At 68.1% G+C, this 16,919-nt stretch carries 21 protein-coding genes; 13 read left to right on the forward strand and 8 right to left on the reverse strand.

Features of this window, described 5'->3' with window-relative positions; genetic code table 11:
• Positions 1 to 235: 235 nt before the first annotated feature.
• Positions 236 to 385 (reverse strand): hypothetical protein, encoded by a 150-nt coding sequence (locus EDD27_RS54485; RefSeq protein ID WP_164903748.1) that lies wholly within the window; start codon positions 383 to 385, stop codon positions 236 to 238.
• 766 nt (positions 386 to 1,151) lie between these two features.
• Here EDD27_RS54485 and EDD27_RS22390 point away from each other — a divergent pair.
• On the forward strand, positions 1,152 to 2,078 hold the full coding sequence (locus tag EDD27_RS22390; protein ID WP_127934113.1) for a substrate-binding domain-containing protein: 927 nt from the start codon (positions 1,152 to 1,154) through the stop codon (positions 2,076 to 2,078).
• Between the two features lie 223 nt (positions 2,079 to 2,301).
• On the opposite strand, the gene EDD27_RS22395 is transcribed toward EDD27_RS22390, so the two are convergent.
• Entirely contained in the window at positions 2,302 to 2,637 is a 336-nt protein-coding gene (locus EDD27_RS22395) for a helix-turn-helix transcriptional regulator (protein ID WP_127934114.1), read from the reverse strand.
• Positions 2,638 to 2,925: 288 nt separating this feature from the next.
• Here EDD27_RS22395 and EDD27_RS54490 point away from each other — a divergent pair, with 288 nt between their 5' ends.
• Entirely contained in the window at positions 2,926 to 3,099 is a 174-nt protein-coding gene (locus EDD27_RS54490) for a hypothetical protein (RefSeq protein WP_164903749.1), read from the forward strand.
• An 86-nt stretch (positions 3,100 to 3,185) separates the two neighbouring features.
• Here EDD27_RS54490 and EDD27_RS22400 read toward each other — a convergent pair whose 3' ends face one another.
• The 5 genes from EDD27_RS22400 to EDD27_RS54505 form a co-directional block, all read right to left on the reverse strand.
• Positions 3,186 to 4,304: an NsdA family TPR-like regulatory protein gene (locus EDD27_RS22400; RefSeq protein WP_206641604.1), complete on the reverse strand. Its 1,119-nt coding sequence runs from the start codon at positions 4,302 to 4,304 to the stop codon at positions 3,186 to 3,188.
• A 142-nt stretch (positions 4,305 to 4,446) separates the two neighbouring features.
• Positions 4,447 to 5,130 (reverse strand): hypothetical protein, encoded by a 684-nt coding sequence (locus EDD27_RS22405; RefSeq protein WP_127934115.1) that lies wholly within the window; start codon positions 5,128 to 5,130, stop codon positions 4,447 to 4,449.
• A 153-nt stretch (positions 5,131 to 5,283) separates the two neighbouring features.
• Complete coding sequence (locus EDD27_RS54495) at positions 5,284 to 5,448, reverse strand: hypothetical protein (RefSeq protein WP_164903750.1); 165 nt, start codon at positions 5,446 to 5,448, stop codon at positions 5,284 to 5,286.
• Complete coding sequence (locus EDD27_RS54500) at positions 5,445 to 5,828, reverse strand: hypothetical protein (protein WP_164903384.1); 384 nt, start codon at positions 5,826 to 5,828, stop codon at positions 5,445 to 5,447. Before EDD27_RS54500 ends, EDD27_RS54495 begins: the two co-directional genes overlap by 4 nt.
• A gap of 14 nt (positions 5,829 to 5,842) precedes the next feature.
• Positions 5,843 to 6,334, reverse strand: coding sequence for a hypothetical protein (locus EDD27_RS54505; protein ID WP_164903385.1), 492 nt, complete (start codon positions 6,332 to 6,334; stop codon positions 5,843 to 5,845).
• A gap of 152 nt (positions 6,335 to 6,486) precedes the next feature.
• Between EDD27_RS54505 and EDD27_RS22415 the strand changes: the two genes are divergently transcribed.
• From EDD27_RS22415 to EDD27_RS22430, 4 genes are read left to right on the forward strand one after another with little or no spacing between them, the layout of a single operon-like run.
• The gene (locus EDD27_RS22415) at positions 6,487 to 7,059 is read left to right on the forward strand and encodes an ATP-binding protein (protein ID WP_127934117.1); all 573 of its coding nucleotides are present in this window, start codon (positions 6,487 to 6,489) and stop codon (positions 7,057 to 7,059) included.
• On the forward strand, positions 7,005 to 7,769 hold the full coding sequence (locus EDD27_RS22420; RefSeq protein ID WP_127934118.1) for an alpha/beta fold hydrolase: 765 nt from the start codon (positions 7,005 to 7,007) through the stop codon (positions 7,767 to 7,769). The genes EDD27_RS22415 and EDD27_RS22420 overlap by 55 nt, the downstream gene beginning before the upstream one ends.
• 21 nt (positions 7,770 to 7,790) lie before the next feature.
• Positions 7,791 to 9,065: a cytochrome P450 gene (locus EDD27_RS22425; protein WP_241564194.1), complete on the forward strand. Its 1,275-nt coding sequence runs from the start codon at positions 7,791 to 7,793 to the stop codon at positions 9,063 to 9,065.
• Positions 9,062 to 9,760 (forward strand): IclR family transcriptional regulator, encoded by a 699-nt coding sequence (locus EDD27_RS22430; protein ID WP_127934119.1) that lies wholly within the window; start codon positions 9,062 to 9,064, stop codon positions 9,758 to 9,760. The genes EDD27_RS22425 and EDD27_RS22430 overlap by 4 nt, the downstream gene beginning before the upstream one ends.
• Before the next feature lie 1,020 nt (positions 9,761 to 10,780).
• Here the strand turns inward: EDD27_RS22430 and EDD27_RS22440 are convergent.
• A complete protein-coding gene (locus tag EDD27_RS22440) occupies positions 10,781 to 12,478 on the reverse strand; it encodes a protein kinase domain-containing protein (RefSeq protein ID WP_127934120.1) in 1,698 nt (565 codons plus the stop codon).
• Positions 12,479 to 12,727: 249 nt separating this feature from the next.
• Between EDD27_RS22440 and EDD27_RS22445 the strand changes: the two genes are divergently transcribed.
• From EDD27_RS22445 to EDD27_RS54510, 7 genes are all read left to right on the forward strand, one after another.
• Entirely contained in the window at positions 12,728 to 13,567 is an 840-nt protein-coding gene (locus EDD27_RS22445) for a recombinase family protein (RefSeq protein WP_206641605.1), read from the forward strand.
• Positions 13,531 to 13,662, forward strand: coding sequence for a hypothetical protein (locus EDD27_RS57860; RefSeq protein WP_277750743.1), 132 nt, complete (start codon positions 13,531 to 13,533; stop codon positions 13,660 to 13,662). Before EDD27_RS22445 ends, EDD27_RS57860 begins: the two co-directional genes overlap by 37 nt.
• Positions 13,663 to 13,838: 176 nt before the next feature.
• Positions 13,839 to 14,231 carry a hypothetical protein gene (locus tag EDD27_RS22455; RefSeq protein ID WP_127934121.1) on the forward strand — a complete coding sequence of 131 codons (393 nt, stop codon included), beginning with the start codon at positions 13,839 to 13,841 and terminating at the stop codon, positions 14,229 to 14,231.
• 805 nt (positions 14,232 to 15,036) lie between these two features.
• A complete protein-coding gene (locus EDD27_RS22460) occupies positions 15,037 to 15,507 on the forward strand; it encodes a hypothetical protein (protein ID WP_127934122.1) in 471 nt (156 codons plus the stop codon).
• Between the two features lie 309 nt (positions 15,508 to 15,816).
• A complete protein-coding gene (locus EDD27_RS22465; RefSeq protein WP_127934123.1) occupies positions 15,817 to 16,035 on the forward strand; it encodes a hypothetical protein in 219 nt (72 codons plus the stop codon).
• 34 nt (positions 16,036 to 16,069) lie between these two features.
• Positions 16,070 to 16,468 (forward strand): hypothetical protein, encoded by a 399-nt coding sequence (locus tag EDD27_RS22470; RefSeq protein WP_127934124.1) that lies wholly within the window; start codon positions 16,070 to 16,072, stop codon positions 16,466 to 16,468.
• A gap of 2 nt (positions 16,469 to 16,470) precedes the next feature.
• The gene (locus tag EDD27_RS54510) at positions 16,471 to 16,608 is read left to right on the forward strand and encodes a hypothetical protein (protein ID WP_164903751.1); all 138 of its coding nucleotides are present in this window, start codon (positions 16,471 to 16,473) and stop codon (positions 16,606 to 16,608) included.
• Positions 16,609 to 16,919: the final 311 nt, after the last annotated feature.

Raw genomic sequence — 16,919 nt, forward strand, 5'->3', positions numbered from 1 at the left:
GCTTCGCTGAACTCCTAAGCCAGTGAACGCACGAGAGACGGGGCCATGCCCGGGCAAGGACGGAAGCCGGTCGCAGCACCGACAAGCCCGTAAAGAACAACGCGGCGTCTTCACGTTGTTGTGGGTGCGGGCGGCGCGCGCGTTTGCGGATGATCGGGAACTGGACGCCTACCTCCACCTGGTCCGCCGGGGAGCCTCGCATCCCTGCTCCGCCACCGCAACCGGTTTCGGGGGGTTACGTCGGCCTGACCGGGCGGGCCGCGCCTCGCTCGCTCCGGCTGAGCCTGGCCAAGGTGAGGGCGCCCATACTGATCGTCAAGGGCGGGTGCGACGAGCAGAGCTGGGCGTCGGCCAGGGACTTCCAGCGGGCACTACCCTCGGCCACGCTCACCTACCTCGGCGCTGACACATACCAGAGCGAGGCGTATCTCGGACTCCTGCAGACGTTTCTGCCCGGCCGTCCGGTGCCCGCCTTCGAGGGCCAGCGCTCACCCCCGACTACCGAGGCCCCGCCTGACCGTCCTGGGGCCATCCACCGCCACACCACCCCACGGTTGAGACTCAGCGGCCGAAGAGCCAGGCCCGCATACCGCCACACTACCCCGCCCGATGCCCGTTACCGCCCCGGCCGCTGCGCATAGCAAGAACGGCCTGTTCTGCGTATAGCAGAGCCGCTCGACACCGGTTCGGGGACGAGGCGAGCGGATCCACACCGGCGAAACGCAGGCCCTTGAAACTCGCTGCCGAGCGGCGTGATCTCTCAGCCGCGCAGACCCTCGAGGCAGATCATGCTACCGGCGCGCTGCCGGGCAGCGTGTCCGAAACGTGAATTTCATCACATACACTGTGTCCAGCAGTTTCGCGGTGGTGACCGGATCGGGCCCGGCAGCGGCCTGGTCTTGAGGGACTAGGAGTCGGCCGGCCACGAGCCGGCGTGATCGCGGTCCTCGTGATCGACACGCGACCTGCCCGGTGGGAAGGACCCGGCGCTCGGCACGTTCGTCAGCGCGCCATCCTGACCGTCCTGCAACAGGCCTGAACCTGCTGCCGATCCAAGTGTTTCGGCAACGGGCCGTGCACGGTGGTGACCGCGCTCGCGGTCTTCCTTGACACCCGACGGCGCAGGCCACGAACCGGTAAGAAGAAAGGTCATGCGAGTTTTCGCGATTCTCATATTCGGCGGCGCGTTCGGTCTGGCCGCCTGTGGCTCGCCCGTCGCAGGCAACGTCTCGGGAGATCTCGCGATCGGTATGTCGGTGTCAACGCTGAGCAATCCCTATTTCGTCCAGTTCCGTGACGGAGCGGAGGCCGCGGCGCAGCGTTCGGGGGTCACGTTGACGGTCACCGACGCCCACAACGACAGCGTGCGGCAGGCCGGCCAGATCCGAAACTTCACCAAACAACGCGTCAAGGCGATCATCCTCAACCCGGTGGATTCCGACGCGGTCGCCCCGGCAGTCAAGGCGGCCGGTCAGGCCGGCATCCCGGTGATCGCGGCCGACCGCAGCGTCAATGGCTACGAGACGGCACAAACCGTGACCTCCGACAATGTGGCCGGAGGCAAGCTGGGTGCGCAGGTGTTGGCCAAGCAGCTCAGCGGAAAGGGCAACGTGGTGGTGCTCCGAGGTACAGCCGGTACCTCAGCCTCGCGTGACCGCGACCGGGGTTTCACCGACGGCATCGCGGCGTACCCGAAAATCAAGGTCATCGCCAGGCACCCAGCCGACTTCAACAGGGCCAAGGGGCAGGACGTCATGACGAACCTGATTCAGCGTCACCCCGACATTACAGGGGTGTTCGCGAGCAACGACGAAATGGCGCTGGGCGCGATCCAGGCGCTGGGGAACAGAGCAGGGCGGCAGGTCAAGGTCGTAGGCTTCGACGGCACGCCGGACGGGATCAAGGCGGTGCGGGCCGGCACGATGGCCGCCACGGTCGCCCAGCAGCCGAGGCTGATCGGCTCGCGAGCGGTGAACGACGCCATCAAGGTTGCAAGGGGGCAGGTCATCGCCAAGTCGGTGGCGGTTCCCATCAAGCTGGCGATCAAGGACAACGCGCATGAGTTCTGGACTTTCTAAGGTGCACTGCCGTCAATAGAGCGGCACATGTACGGCAGGCGCCTAACATCCCCAAGGGACTCGCTCTGTCGTGTTGGGTCGGACCGCGGCCACGATGAGGCGCGGCCGTGTTGTGCACTCAACCCTCGGCGAGCAGCCGGCATCGTTCCGCCCGGGCTAGGCCTGGTTGAGCTTTAGATGGCGGCGGGAGCGGAGGGAGTCGGCTCGGTGGGTGGTCAAGCCGTCACCGTATGCCGTACCCCTGCTGGCAGGAGCCTCGCCAAGCCGACGGTGTACGGCCGCTGGCGCGCTTGAAGGCGACGCTGAACGCGAACGGGTCACTGTAACCGACCTGGTGGGCCACGGTCTGCTGGGTGTCGCGGAGCAGGTCGGCAGCGATGGTCATGCGCCAGTCGGTGAGGTAGCCCAGCGGTGGCTGTCCGACCAGGGCGGTGAAGCGCTGGGCGAAGGCGGCGCGGGACAGGCCGACCTTGGTGGCCAGGGAGGCGACCGTCCACCGGTGGGCGGGGTTGTCATGCAGCAGGCGTAGCGCCTCGCCGAGCGCCGCTGGTGCTGCCACGCGGCGTTCGGCCGCTCGCGACGCGCGAGGGGTTCGACGCCGCCGGCGCGATCGCGGTCATTGGCGGCGTGCTGATGGCGGTGTTCGCGCTGACGGAGCGGAACTGGCCGGCCTGTGTCGTGGCCGTGCTGCTCCTGGGCGCCTTCGTCCTCATCGAGCGCCGGCGGCCCGCGCCGCTCGTCCCGCTGGAGGTGTTCAGATCCGGCACCGTGGGCGCCGCCAATCTGGCGGCGCCGGCCTGGGCGTGCGCGACGATCGGCTGGCAGTTCGTCGCCGTCGGCCGAGCAGATGAGGGAGCTGACCGCGGAGAAGCTGACCGTGCCGATGATGGCATGGGGCGGCCGATCGTCCTTCGGATCTCACTGCATCGACAGCGCAAAGGCCATCGCGACGAACGTACACGGCGGCGTCATCGAGGAGTGCGGTCACTGGGTGTTCCAGGAGCGAACCGACTTTATTTGAGGAGATGGATCGGCTCTGGGCCGACGCCGACTGAGAGAACCAGGGGATGCCGTACAAGGTCGCGCACGCAGTCCCAACAGCGGCTGCTACGGCCCGAGCGACTCGATCAAGTGGTCGTCGAGGTCGGCTACGAAGGTCTCGCGCCGCCACGGACGCAGGTCGCGGCGCGCACGGCGCAAGCGGATCGCAGCGACTCGACCGCCAGTTTGGGATGCGGCGTCTATGCACTCGTGCAGCAGCTCGGCGGCCGAGTGGGGATCTCCGAGGAGGATGCGGGCGAGCGGCTGGTCGGTCGAGACGATCGCCCGCTGTACCCGCTCACGCGGAGCTACAAGCGACGCGGCCGAGCGGGCAAAGTACTCGTGCGCCTCGGCTGGATCGCCGATATACAGCGAGGTGACGCCCTCGAACCCGCGCAGGTGGGCAGGCGAAAAAGAGCTCGTCGCGGGGTCTCCATCGTGGTCCTTGTCCATGTCGTACCACGCGAGCGCGAGCGCCGCCCGGGCATGTTTCTCCGCACCAGCTCGGGCTGCGATCTCCGCCTGCAGGGCGTGAGCACGAGCCCGGACCGTCACGCTCTCACCAGCGCGGGCATCACGCACTGCAGCGTCGACGAGCGCCCTCGCGGCAGCAAGGCCAGGCGTCGAGTACAGCGTGACGAGCGCATGACTCATGTGGACAACGGCACGGCGCCAAGGCTCACCAAGGCTGCCGGAGGCATCGGTCGCCGCGGCATACAACGCCCTCGACGCCTCGTCGGCTTGGGTCTCGAAGGCGAACCGGCCGGCGAGGGTGTACGCCTGTGCGGCGATCGACCGTAAGTCGGGCACGAGCGCGTCGGGGACGGGCGCGTCGAGCAGTCGCCGACACGACTCGATGATCGGGGCGAGTAACAGCTGCAGCCGCACGAACGGCACCGAGCCGACTCGTCCATTCACGTCGCCGACAGCGCCGCGCATTGCGGCGAGCAGCCCTTCTTCGAGCCGCGACGGGTCAGCAAGAGCAGCCGCGAGATCGTGCTGCGTTGGCGGGCCGAGCAGCGCCAGCAGACCCCCGCCTGCGTCGGTAGTGGTGCGTACGAGCAGCGTGCGCAGCTCGGCGAGGCGCCGCTCACTCTCGCCCAAATGCGCGAAAGCCTCCATCAGCTCGGCGAAGTCGCTGCCAGCGCCGACGGACGCCTGCCCATCAGCGCCGCGTGCGTACAAGTGCGCGAGACGAACCGCCCCCGAGTGCCTCCGGTATTCATTCCCCCCACCGCAGAACCAAGGCTCGATGACGGCCTGGGCGAAGGTAGGAGGGCAGTCTCCCCATCGTGGTCGTCGATCACGATGTGGTCATCTCGGGCTGCTAGTGGTCGTGCTGGTCGGCCTGCTCAGAAAACTCCCGGTCGTGTTCGGTCTCATTCAACAGCCGCCCGCAGCTGCCGCACTCGTAGTAGCCGTCATCGCGTCGAATCACCTGGCGCTCCCGGCAGCGCGGGCAGGCGATCGGGCTCCGCCGGCTGGCAGGATCCGACTTGGACATGTGCAACAGCTTGCGGTGCCAGTGGAGCACGTCCAGTCCTACATCGGCCGACCACGGGTCCAGCAGGATGTCGTCCAACTGGCCCAGCAGCCAGCCCACGGCAACAGCCCGCGCGTGCGCGCCGCGGGCTCGACGCGGCCGGGGCGGGTAGCCGCGGGCGGTCCGCCACTGGTCTTCGACGTGGACGAGGACGCCGTACAGCTCGTCGAGCGTGTCCACGATCGTCTCGGGCGTGGGGGCAGCGACTCCGTTCGGTCCGGTCGTGCAGCCGCCGCAGTGGCCGTCGACCTCCGCGGCCAGGAGGGCGGCGGTGTCGTCGAGCTCGGCGAGCGCGGCCTCGATGATGCGCGGGCAGAGGCCGCACCAGACCGGCGCGCCCACGGCGACGGGCGAGGTCGGAGGCTGCGGCCGGGCCGGCCGGTGCGGTTCGCTCGGCCAGGCGAGCGGCGGATGCCAGGCCTCCAGGTCGGCCCTGTACCGCTCGTAGGCGTCCGCGTAGACGTCCATCGCGATGCCGTGGTCGACGACGGCCTGGTCATAGGTGTTTCACGCCAGCCTGGCCGCGCGGTTGCATGGGCCCGGGCAGGCGTCCGCGTTGATCGGCAAGGCGTTACCTCCTCTGGTATCGCGCGGAGGCGTTCACGGGCGGCCGGCCGCCGGTCACGTCTCCTCCATTTCGTCGAGGTCGAAGCTGTCGCACCCGGCGTTCGCCAGCTGGTACGGCATGCCGTGCTTGTTGATGGCGGCCACGATGTGTTCGAGCACGACGGGGGCGGCCGCCGGGGTGCGGAAGGTGAGGTTGATGGTCACGTGCGGGTCGGTCACGGCTGGGGTCCTCTCAAGCGTTCGGGGGTGGGTGCGGGTTTCGCCCATGTCGGTGTCTCTTCCTCTCCCGTGACGGCGGCGATCTGCTCCGGCACGATCCGGGACAACCAGGCAGGCCAGCGCGTCCGCACCGCGCCGGCGACCGTCGCGGCGAACCGCTCCACGGCCTGCCCGTCCTCCCCGTCTTGCGGCCCGGCCAGTTCGGTGACCAGCCCCAGCACCTCGCCCTGCAGCGCGTCGCAGATGCGGCGAATCACCTCGGACAACATCAGGCCTTGCTCCTCCGACAGGCGGGCCTGCCGCTCGGCCGCCTCCGCGTCGGCCGGCGCCAGGGTGGCGGCCGGGTCGCCGAACAGGCTGCGCCGATGCTGCGTCGTCACGTCCATCAGCCTGATCAAGTCGCCGGGCGACAGCTCGGCCGGGTTGATCGACGGCAGGCGTTGGGCGATCTTTCCGATGCCGGCGCCGAGGATCCACGCGTCGGCTTCGGCGGCCCGTCGATGAGGCTGCGCAGCTCCTTCATCAGCGGTGGTTCGGCCAGCGGGCCAAGCTTCTCCAACTGCAGCCGGCCGCCGACGAACTGCACCGCGGTGTTGCCGCCGAGCCCATCCAGCACCCGGACATAGGCGCCCTCCAACGCGCTGGCCAGCTCCGCCAGGTGCCCGGCCGGTTCCAGCTCGAGTTCCAGCGAGGTCAGTACGGCGTACCCCCCCGCAGCGGGGCTCCCGCATTCCGCCCTCAACACGAATGATCCACGTTTTGCGCCATTCGCGTTGACAACAGCTTTATTCCGATCGATGCTTTCTTCTCTGCGCGCCCATCTTTTGACCACCATGCCCAATATTTGGGCATCCCGGGAGAAGTTCACGCCGTGTTCGCGATGCATTGCCTGAAACCCGAGGGCGGGCCGGCCGCCGCCTTATCAAGGCGCCCCATGGAGGGTGGCGCGGGCCCGGGAGCCGCCAAGCCGCGGAGTGCGGCGCGGTGCCGTAACGGCACGCCGACCTGCCCTTCACCGCCGATCGGAGCGAGCGCGCGGTGACCATCGTCAGCGACCTCACGAGCAGACGGCTCTCCGGCTGGTGCGATCTGCCCTGCTCCCCCATCGCGTCATCAATCGCCCGCCGCTGGGTGTCGGCAATGCTCGCCTCCTGGGATCTGTCTCTCTGCGCCGCCGACGAGGCGACGATCGCCGAGCTGACCAGCGAGCTGGTCACGAACGCGGTCCAGCACGCCGCCCCTCCCGCTCGGGGATCCTCCGGTATAAGGATCAACGTGCGGGTGGGGGACACCACGGTCTGGCTGGCGGTCTGCGACTCCGATCCGACCCTCCCCACGCAGCGAGCCCCTGACTTCTTCTCCGAAAGCGGGCGTGGGCTGTTCCTGGTGGAGGCGCAGGCCGACCAGTGGGGCGCCGTCCAGCACGAAGCCGGCAAGTACGTCTGGTTCAGCCTGGAGTGCCTCGGCGGCGCCCGACGGGCGGGCGAGGTGCCGACTGGCAGGACATTCGCTGAGCGTTCCCCATCCGGCGCCACGAACACGAAGGAGAATCCCCCATGTCCCCCGTCGTCCTTCCTCACGACGTCCGCGGCTCCGGGCCGCACCGCGTAATCGCGTTGCACGGCTGGTTGGGAGACCGCGGCTCCTTCAGGAAGATCCAGCCCTACCTGGACGGCGACGCCTTCACCTACGCCTTCCCCGACTACCGGGGGTACGGCGAGGCCCGCGACCTCACCGGCGAGTACACCCTCGCCGAGATCGCCGGCGATGTGATAGCACTCGCCGACAAGCTGGGCTGGGAGAGCTTCTCCCTGGTTGGTCACTCCATGGGCGGCACGGCGATGCAGCGGGTGATGCTGGACGCGCCCGGCCGGGTCCGCAAGCTCGTCGGCATCTCTCCGGTGCCGGCCTCCGGCGTGCCGTTCGACGAGCAGGGCTGGGCGTTGTTCTCCGGCTCCGCCGAGGAGCCCGCCAACCGTCGTGCGATCATCGATCTCACCACCGGCAACCGGCTTCCGGGCACATGGCTCGATGAGATGGTGGACAACTCGCTGCGGAACTCCACGGTGACCGCCTACCGGGCCTACCTGGACGCCTGGGCGCGCACCGACTTCCACACCGAGGTGGCCGGCGCCGCCACGCCCGTGCTCGTCATCGCCGGTGAGCACGACCCCGCACTTTCCGCCGATGTCATGCGGGGTACGTGGCTGCAGTGGTACCCGAACGCCGAGCTGCTGACATTCGCGGACGCCGGCCACTACGCGATGGATGAGACACCGTTGGCCCTGGTGTCCGCCATCGAACGTTTCCTGTCCGCCTGACGATCTCCAGATGGGATGTCCATGATCGACATGAATACGACGGTCAACGTGTTCGACCCGCGTATCTACGCACAAGGCATCCCGCATGAGACGTACCGCTGGCTGCGCGACCACGACCCCGTGCACTGGCACGAGGAGCACGAGGTCGGTGACTGGCCGGCAGGGCCCGGGTTCTGGGCGGTGACCCGCCACGCGGACGTCGTACGCGTGCTGCGCACGCCGATGGAGTACAGCTCCTGGCTCGGCGCCACCCAGATCCGTGACCCGGACCCCGCCGACCTGTCGTTCATCCGGCGCACGATGCTCAACCTCGATCCGCCGGACCACGGCCGGCTCCGGCGGATAGTCTCCGGCGTGTTCACCGCCAGGCGCATCGAGCGCTTCAGGACCGGCATCGCGGCACGGGCGCGCCTGCTCGTCGACGAGATCGCCGAGCGAGGCGAGTGCGACCTGCCGGTGGACGTGACCGACGACTACCCGATCCACAACCTCGCCGATCTCCTCGGCATCCCCTCCGCCGATCGCGGCCAGATCCTGGAGTGGACCAACCGCGTGATCGGCTACCAGGATCCCGACCACGCGACCGTCGTACGCGGCCCGGACGGCAAGCCGGTCAATCCGCGATCCCCGGCCATGCTCAGCGACATGTTCGAGTACGCTCACTCCCTCGCCGCCTACAAGCGCCGGAACCCGGCAACCGACGTCATGACCGCGCTCGCCACGGCGGAGGTGGACGGGCAGCGTCTCACCGATCCCGAACTCTCGATGTTCTTCTTTCTCCTGGTCATCGCGGGCAACGACACGGTGCGTTCGGCCCTGCCCGGCGGGATGCTCGCCTTGCTCGACCATCCAGACCAGCATCGTCGGCTGCTCGATCAGCCTGAGCTCCTCGACTCGGCCATCGAGGAGATGCTGCGCTGGCATCCCCCCGTCCTCAGCTTCCGACGTACAGCAGTACGCGACACCGTCCTGGCCGGACGAGCCATCGCCGCGGGCGACAAGGTCGTCGTCTTTCACGGTGCCGCCAACTTCGACGAGCGGCAGTTCCCCGACCCGATACGTTTCGACATCGCACGCCGGCCCAATGACCACATCTCGTTCGGAAACGGCCCGCACGTGTGCCTCGGCTCCCATTTCGCCCGGCTGCAACTCCGCGCGTTCTACCGCGAACTTCTTTGGCGGCTGCCCGACGTCGAGCTCGCCGGACCACCTGTCCGGCTGGTGTCGAACTTCATCGGCGGCATCAAGCACCTGCCCGTACGCTACACACCCGTACCTCGCCAAGGCGTCCGATGACCGCGGAGCACCACAGCACGGCCGCCTCCATGGCGGGCTCGAAGACGATCGACACCGGACTGCGGCTCCTGGAGATCCTCAGGGACCACCCGGACGGTTTGACGATCACCGAACTCGCGCAATTGGCCGGGATCCATCGCAACGCCGTCTCCCGCCATCTGGCCGCCCTCGGCAACCACCGGCTGGTCGCACGGATCGGCACCCGCTACACCCTCGGCCTCGGCATCGTCGAGCTCAACGCCGCCGTGCAGCACAGGCTCCGCAGCGCGGCCGCCTCCGCGCTCCAGATGCTGGCCGACACCTGCAACGCCACCGCTTTCATCACGGTGCTCGACATCGACGAGAGCCAGGCGGTCGTGCTCACCGTGGCCGAGCCGCGCGCCTCACAGATCCACGTCAGCTATCGCCCCGGTACCCGGCATCCGGCAGACCGCGGCGCCTCAGGGATCGCCATCCTGGCCGGCCGCCCGCCCTGCCCGGGGGAGCGCGCGGCGATAGCGGAGGCCCGCGTCTCCGGTTACTCGGTCACCGCGGGTGAGCTGCAGCCCGGGGCGTGGGGTGTCGCCGCCCCGATCACCACGCCACGGCGCCCGGCCAACGCCAGCGTGGGCGTGGTCACCATCGGCGTGCGGGATGAGAGCACGATCGCCCCACTGGTGCTCAGCGCCGCGACCGAGATATCGCGGCTCCTCTAATCAGCGCGACCGGACCCCGAACGTCGGCAGACCCCTCCGCCCACATCCGTCTCAGGGCGTCGGCGTCGACCGCAGTGCCGCGAATGATCACTCAAACAATGACGACGGTCCATCGTCTCGGCCTGATTTTGTTCGTACACCTGCTAACCGATTGTGGTGATCTCGTTCCAGAAGTCGTCGTCAGAATCGAGATTGCTGAAGATCTGATCCCAGAGGTCGGCCTGCCGAGAGCTGTCGAAGGGGTACGAGGGGTACAGGGTGGGAGCCGCCGCGCCACCCGGGGGCGTCGTGGGTGAAGGGCCGGCGGCGCGCTTGAACGTGTAGATGGTGCTGATCTGCTTGATCTCGCTGTCTTCAAGGCGGACCAGTCATGGGTGACGTCGCGTGCGTGGCGGCCGGCGGGCTGTGTGCGGCGGTAGAGCAGGGCGGCGAGCGGGAAGGTGGTGTCGATGGTGTCACTGTAGGCATTCCACCTTCTCGCCCTGGTCTTCATGCCGCTGGCGCGGTAGGCGTCGGCGATGTCGCGGCAGACGTCGCTGACGATGGCGCCGCACAGCCGGTCGCGGACGGTGAGGTCGGGCAGGGTGAGCCTCAGCTTGCTGTTCACGCGGGCGGCGCGCTGGAGGAACAGAACGCCTTCTTGGGGGGCGTCGTTGTTGATGAGCAGGATGCCGAGCCTGAAGGCGGCTCTGGGGCTCGTCGTCAACGCGGTCGCTGTGGAACTCGAAGTATCTGTCGGCCGCGGTCGACCGGCTGCGCGCCGACGGCGTCCCGGTCAAGGACGAGGACGCCGCCCGGCTCAGCCCGCTCGGCCACGCCCGCCTGAACGTCCTGGGCCGCTACTCCATCTCCTCCTCCGCGGCGGCCGAGGGCCTGCGGCCCCTCGGCGAGATCCCCGACCTGCCGACCTCTCCGACGGCGGTGGGGAGGACGAGGAGGGGGTGTAGACCGCAGGCTTGCGGCCACGGCGATCGTTCCCTTCCACCGAAGCTTTCCTTGAGCCGTGTGGGGGCTCGGCGGTCAGCTGTTGAGTTTGGCCGCCTGCATGGCGCTCAGTCTCCGCACATACCGAGCGGTGACGATCGCCGTCGGCACGACCAGCACGTGCAGGGCCAGGCTGGCCCAGACGGCTGGTGTGTACTCGTACGCATGGTACAGGGAGCCGTCGTAGGCCATGTGTTCGCTGTGTGTGCTGAGAAATTCCGTCCACTCGTACCAGAAGAGGGGCCAGGTCAGGAAAGTGACCAGCCACAGGGCCCACCACGTGTGCAGGAGACCGGCCGGGGCCATCGTGCCGCTGCGTCCGGGCGGGCTGGAGGCGCGCCAGATGTCGTCGGCGATCTGCTTGGGCAGCCACAGGTTGCCGATCGGGATGAACCAGCTGTACACGGCCATGGAGGGGCGGTACCGCAGCTGGCCGGGTGCGAGCCGCTCGGCGCCCACTCGCACCCGGAAGAACCAGAGCAGCCAGCAGACCAGAAGTCCCACGCCCACGATCATTTGGGCTGCCAACATGATGGTGCTGGACGTCTCACTGAATTCGTGGATGTCGTTGTAGTTCTCCAGCAGGCGCATCTGTCCCGCGTCTTCGGCGTAGGCGAGCTGGTGCATCGCCGTGCTCACGGAGACCAGAGCGAAGAGGGCGAGCAGTACGTAGACGGCGATCCGGTAGCCGGTGGCCGGGTACGGCAGGCTGCCGCCGTGCATGTGGTGGCGTTCATTGACCGGCTGCGGTGGCCGCGGCTGGCCCGCGTGGCCGGGCGGTGGTGGCGCCATCGTCGGGGGATTGTCACTGTCCGTGCCGCCTGCAGCTGGGCGGTCGACAGCGGTCAGCGTCAGGGTTCGGCGTTCGGCGATGATCTGGGTGAGCGCTTCCGGCAGCCACCGCCCCTGGCCGGGGCCGGTGCCAGGCGAAGCGAGCGCGGTGAGGTGGGCCAGCACCTGCTGCAGGTCGGGCCGGGCGGTGGGGTCCTTGGCCAGGCAGGCTGTCAGCAGAGCGGCCAGCGGGGCGGGCACACCGCTCAGGTCCGGCTCGGCGTGCACGACGCGGAAGAGGACCGCGTGGACGGGCCCCGTTCCGAAGGGGCTGTGGCCGGTTGCGGCGAAGGCGAGCACGCTGCCGAGCGAGAACACGTCCGAGGCTGGCCCGACCTTCTGGGCCATGGCCTGTTCGGGGGACATGAACGCGGCGGTGCCCAGCACGGTGGCGCTCTGGGTGTGGCTGGTGGCGTCCAGGGCCCGGGCGATACCGAAGTCGATCAGGCGGGGCCCGTCCTCGGCGAGGATGACGTTGGCGGGTTTGAGGTCCCGGTGCACCACCGCGCAGGTATGCACGGCGGCGAGTCCTTCAGCCAGCCCGGCTCCCAGCACTGCGACCGACTGCAAGGGGAGCGGCCCATGCTCTTCGATGGCCTGGTGCAGAGAGGGGCCGGGGATATAGGCGGTGGCCAGCCACGGCGGGGAGGCGTCGGTGCCGGCGTCCACAACCTGAGCGGTATAGAACCCGCCGACCTTGCGGGCGGCCTCCACCTCGGCGGCGAAGCGCCTTCGGAAGTCGGTGTCGTCGGCCAGTTCGGGGCGCACCACCTTGACGGCCACCAGGCGTCCGCCCGGGGAACGGCCCAGGAACACCTGTCCCATCCCGCCCCCGCCGAGCCGTGAGTGCAGCCGGTAGGGGCCGATGTGGGTCGGATCGCTGTCGCGTAGGGGGTCGGCCATAGCATCGCTTCCGCGTTGAGATCTTCGCCGGTTGGTGTTGATGATCCCAAAAAGATGCGCTTCCCGGAGGAGATCTGGCGCCTGAAACCGGGCAGCCCTCGTCCCTGCCTGTGGTTGAACTAATGTTCCGTAAGGAGATCCCCCACCGGAACACCAGCCGCCCGGACAACCGCCCCAGGTCAGGGTGTTCCGTATAGGTGTTCCGCGAACTGTTCCGGTGAAGGCCCCCCATCCGGAACACTCGAGCGCGTGAACGGAACTCGCGTCGGCTACGCCCGCTGCTCGACCGACGAGCAAGACGTCGTGATCCAGACCGAGCAACTCCTGACCCTCGGCGTCCCCGAAGACCGCATCTACATCGACCGCGGCTTCTCCGGCACCACCCGTCGCAACCGCGCCGGCCTCGACCAGGCCCTCGCCGCCGTCTGGAACGGGCCGGTGTTCACCGTGACCAAGTTCGATCGGTTCGCCCGCAACATGGCCGAGGCCAACGAGATCCTCACCGACCTGTCCGGACGCGGCGTCCTGTTCGGACTCGGCGGCTCGGTCTACGACTGGAACGACCCGTTCGGGCGGCTGTTCCTGCAGACCCTGGCCATGGTCGCCGAGTTCGAGGCCAATCTCGGGCACATGCGCACCCGCGAGGGGCATGGCCCTGGCCAAGAAGAACGGCAAGCTCAAGGGCAAACAACCCAAGCTGCCCGAATCCGCCCGACGTTCCATCCGCCGCCGATACGCCGAGGGCGAGATGTCCCTGGCCGACCTGGCCACCGAGTACAGCGTCGGACGCTCCACCATCCACCGCATCATCCACGGGCCAGAAACCTCCACGTAGAACGCAGGATCATCGCCCCGCCCCAAGCAATCACACACCGGCGTTGGGCATCACTCTTCGCTCAAGATCATTCTCACCGCCAATGGCTGTTCCTGGGTTCCTCAACCCCGTACACCGATGGCATCGTCGAGGAGCGACACGTGGCCGGCGGGGAGCCGTTCGGTGAGGAACGTCTCATCCGCTGCGTCAACCGTCTGGGGGATGAGCCGTCGAGGGGGTGCGGGCGGATCTGCGCCGGCTCTCGCACACGCTGAAGGGGGAACGGGGCGGGCGCACCAGCGACGACGCCACCCTTTTCATGATCGAGTGGCACGGGGGCGCCGCCGACCACCTCGCGGTGCTCGACTGAGCAGCCCCGATCGGTGTTCGCCAGTATGTCCGCAGGTCACTGGCTGGGCATGTGTATCACGTTGCCAGCGGAGCAGGAATTTGCTCACGATGGCGCCGGCGGGGGAAGTCCCCTTGTTGGCTGCCTTGACCGGCACCTTGGATAGCGGTGACTCGGCCACGAGCAGAGTCCTGATCATGATGTTCGAGCGGTTCGAGAAAGCGTTGCTGGTCGCCTATTTCGAGGCGGCGCAGGCCGAGCCCTCCGCTGCACTGCTCGGGCACAGCGGGGCCTACAGCCACGTGGTGATCCGGCCCGCGGAATCTCCGTTCGCGCGCTGGCTGGTCGAGCAGCAGATCGCCGTGGTCACCGAGGCCGGCGAGGTGGCGCTGCCCTACGCGGGCAGCTACACGCAGACGCTCGCGCTCGCTCACTCGCTGATCGTCCGCGTGCGTGACGTGACCACCACGATCACCACCGGAGAGAAGCCGCCCATGGCGCACTGGGAGGCGCTAGAGAACCTGCGGGAACGGTATGCGCTGCCCGAGATCATCAACATCGCCGACGCTCTCTGCCCGATCAGCTCGTGACGTAGATCAGGGGGCGGTTTCCGGCTCGACCATGACGGGGTAAGCCCGGCGAGATAACGATCATCACCACGTTCTTTCCAGGCCGTGGTGCTCGATACGACCCGCTGCCCCTTCCGGCCGTACGCGGCCCTATCCGGCTTAAATTCGTCTGTCAGGGAGCGTTCAGGGCCACCTTCGCCATGCTTGGACGGGTCGTCGGCAGAGAGGGTGAGGATTCGAGCGGCTTCGCTGTAGAGGGCCAAGACGGTCAGCAGCGGGGTGAAGCGGTCTCCGAGCCGTAACCGCCGTCGAGGTGTCGGTGCATCTCAATCTTGACTTCCACCGGCTCGTCGCTGTGAACAATGGCCGGCGGCGCGGGATAGGAGTGGACCGGGGCAGGGGACGCTCATATCCGCCAGGATCAGCCAGAAGGTGACCTCAGTCAGGTCACCCGCGTTGGTCATGATCTCTTGAGCGAGCAAGTCTCGCGTTTGCGCCGCGGTGGCGTCCACCGCCTCCCCCTATCACATGAGCTTGATGATGCAGATAGAGAAACCAGCAGCTCCAGATCCTCTGAGGTCAGCTTCAGCTCATCAAGGGAGGTCATGGGCCAAGCGTAAGGGGCTGGGCCAAGAGGTCGGGCGGGTTCCGGCTGGAATGGCCGATCACTAACGACCTCGTCAGTTGCGCGCGTGCGCTAGGTACGCAGTCCCATCTACGTAGCTATCTGGGGATTTGTCCCATGTCGTCCGGTGTGATGTGGCGCACAGGCTGGAGGTCTGCTCACGCCATCGGGGGAAGGGTCAACGTGGGAGTCATGTGTGAGATGCAACCAACGTCGGGCGGCCTGCCGCCGCCTCCGCCTGCCTGGCGGCTCCGGTCCTGGAACGGGCTGCTGGCTATGGGACATGACCTGGCCGTTCGTGCGGGATGGTTGGGCCAGGAGCGGACGGCGGCTTGGACGCTGTCAGCGCGGCCCTCGGCCGTGCCTGCCGCGCGTCGGATGGTCACCGCCCGGCTTTCGGCTTGGCGCCTGCATGCGCCAGCCGAACCTGCCGCGCTGCTGGCCGGGGAGCTGATCGCCGACGCCCTGCGGCACAGCGCCGACAGGATCCGGCTCACGCTGTGGGCCGAGGATGGGCTGCTGCGCTGCGAGATCGGACGTGCACACCAGGCCGGCGCCGCGCCGGCGCAGCCGGCTCGACGCGTGCACGCGCTGCTGGAGCGGCTGGCCTGCTGCTGGGGCACCCAGGACGGCGTCATCTGGTTCGAGCTGTGCTTGCAGGCCCGGCCGTGATGGGCTACGGGCCGGCAAACCCCGGCCGAGCGCGGCGAGTCCGCGGACCGTGCGCAGATCCGGAGCTGTCTGGCCATTAAGCCGCGCCCTCGCCACACCACAGCCGAGGGGCGGCCATGGCGGGAGCCGCTCTCGTCACCATCCTGTGTGATTCCTCGGCTACCCATCCCCATCTGTGGGCCGCACTACTTGCGATCAGCACTTGAATCATTACTATGGGTGACCTACTATTTGGAGTCTATCTCGACGGCCCCAGCCGCCAATCAGGGGTATGGCCACACGGGTTGTCCACCTCTCAAGAATGCGGTCGTGCACATCAAGAACGGGGGCAGCGCCGCGGCGTCCATCGAGATGGGCGCGGCCGAGTTCACCCAAGACTCTGACGGCACCCTCACCTTCCACCCGGCCGGATCATGGTCGGCGGCCTCCTGGGTGCAAACGCGGCCCCAGCACTTCACACTGGAGCCCGGCCGCACCCGCAAAGTCCGCGTGCAGATCACCGTCCCCCGACCGCCCGGAACCGGGTGAGCGCTACGTCGGGCTGCTGTTCAAGGCCCCGCCGGTGCAGGCGGCCGAGAACGTCCTGCTGGAGCGGTCCATCGCCGCCAAGCTGCTCATCTCCGTGCCCGGAACCGTGACCCGCGACATCGACCTCGGAGACCTCCAGGCCCCCAAGATCACCTCGGGCGGGCCGGTCGTCTTGTCCCTTCCCGTGCACAACCGGGGCAACGTGCACCAGGACTACGTGCGCCCCCACGGCCTGGTCACTCAGGTGGGCGAGAAGAAACTGGCGTTCCCCGACTTCACCGTGCTTGGCACCTCCACCCGCGTCGTCACCGCCGAATGGACCGACCCGCCCCTGTTGTGCCTGTGCCGCGCCTCGATCAGCGTGTCGACGGAAACGGGAAGACCATCACGCGGGAGGCGTCCATCACAGTGTTGCCGCTTCGCGAGGCCATAGGGATGCTGGTGGTCATCGTGGGCTTGTTCCTGCTCCTGCGGGCCGGCCGGCGCTACCACAGTCGTGCGCTGACCGAGGCCAGGCAGCAGGGCTACCATGACGGCCTCGACCGGCACGACGACCCCCGCCAGGGCGGATAGCGTATGCGGTCTGTGCGATCGACGTCACCGGCGAGTGCCTTGCTCCGTGCCGCCTCTTCTTCCACCAGAACGGGGGCCGGATGGTACCCCAGGCCTTCGCGTTATCTTGGGTGACCTTAGTAGTCAGGCAAGTAAGGTTGGCGTGTACTTGCCTGACCAGATATCTAGGGGTCTTCAGGCATGTCAGCCATGTCAGGTGCACTGCCTCGGTTCTACCGGCCTGAGCGGGCGGTGGCCGCCGACGAGTCGGTGTCGTGGGTGGTGGTCGATGAGGACATCGGGCTGCATGTCGAGGCGTCCTGGCCGGGATC

The organism is Nonomuraea polychroma (assembly GCF_004011505.1).
GTDB lineage: Bacteria > Actinomycetota > Actinomycetes > Streptosporangiales > Streptosporangiaceae > Nonomuraea > Nonomuraea polychroma.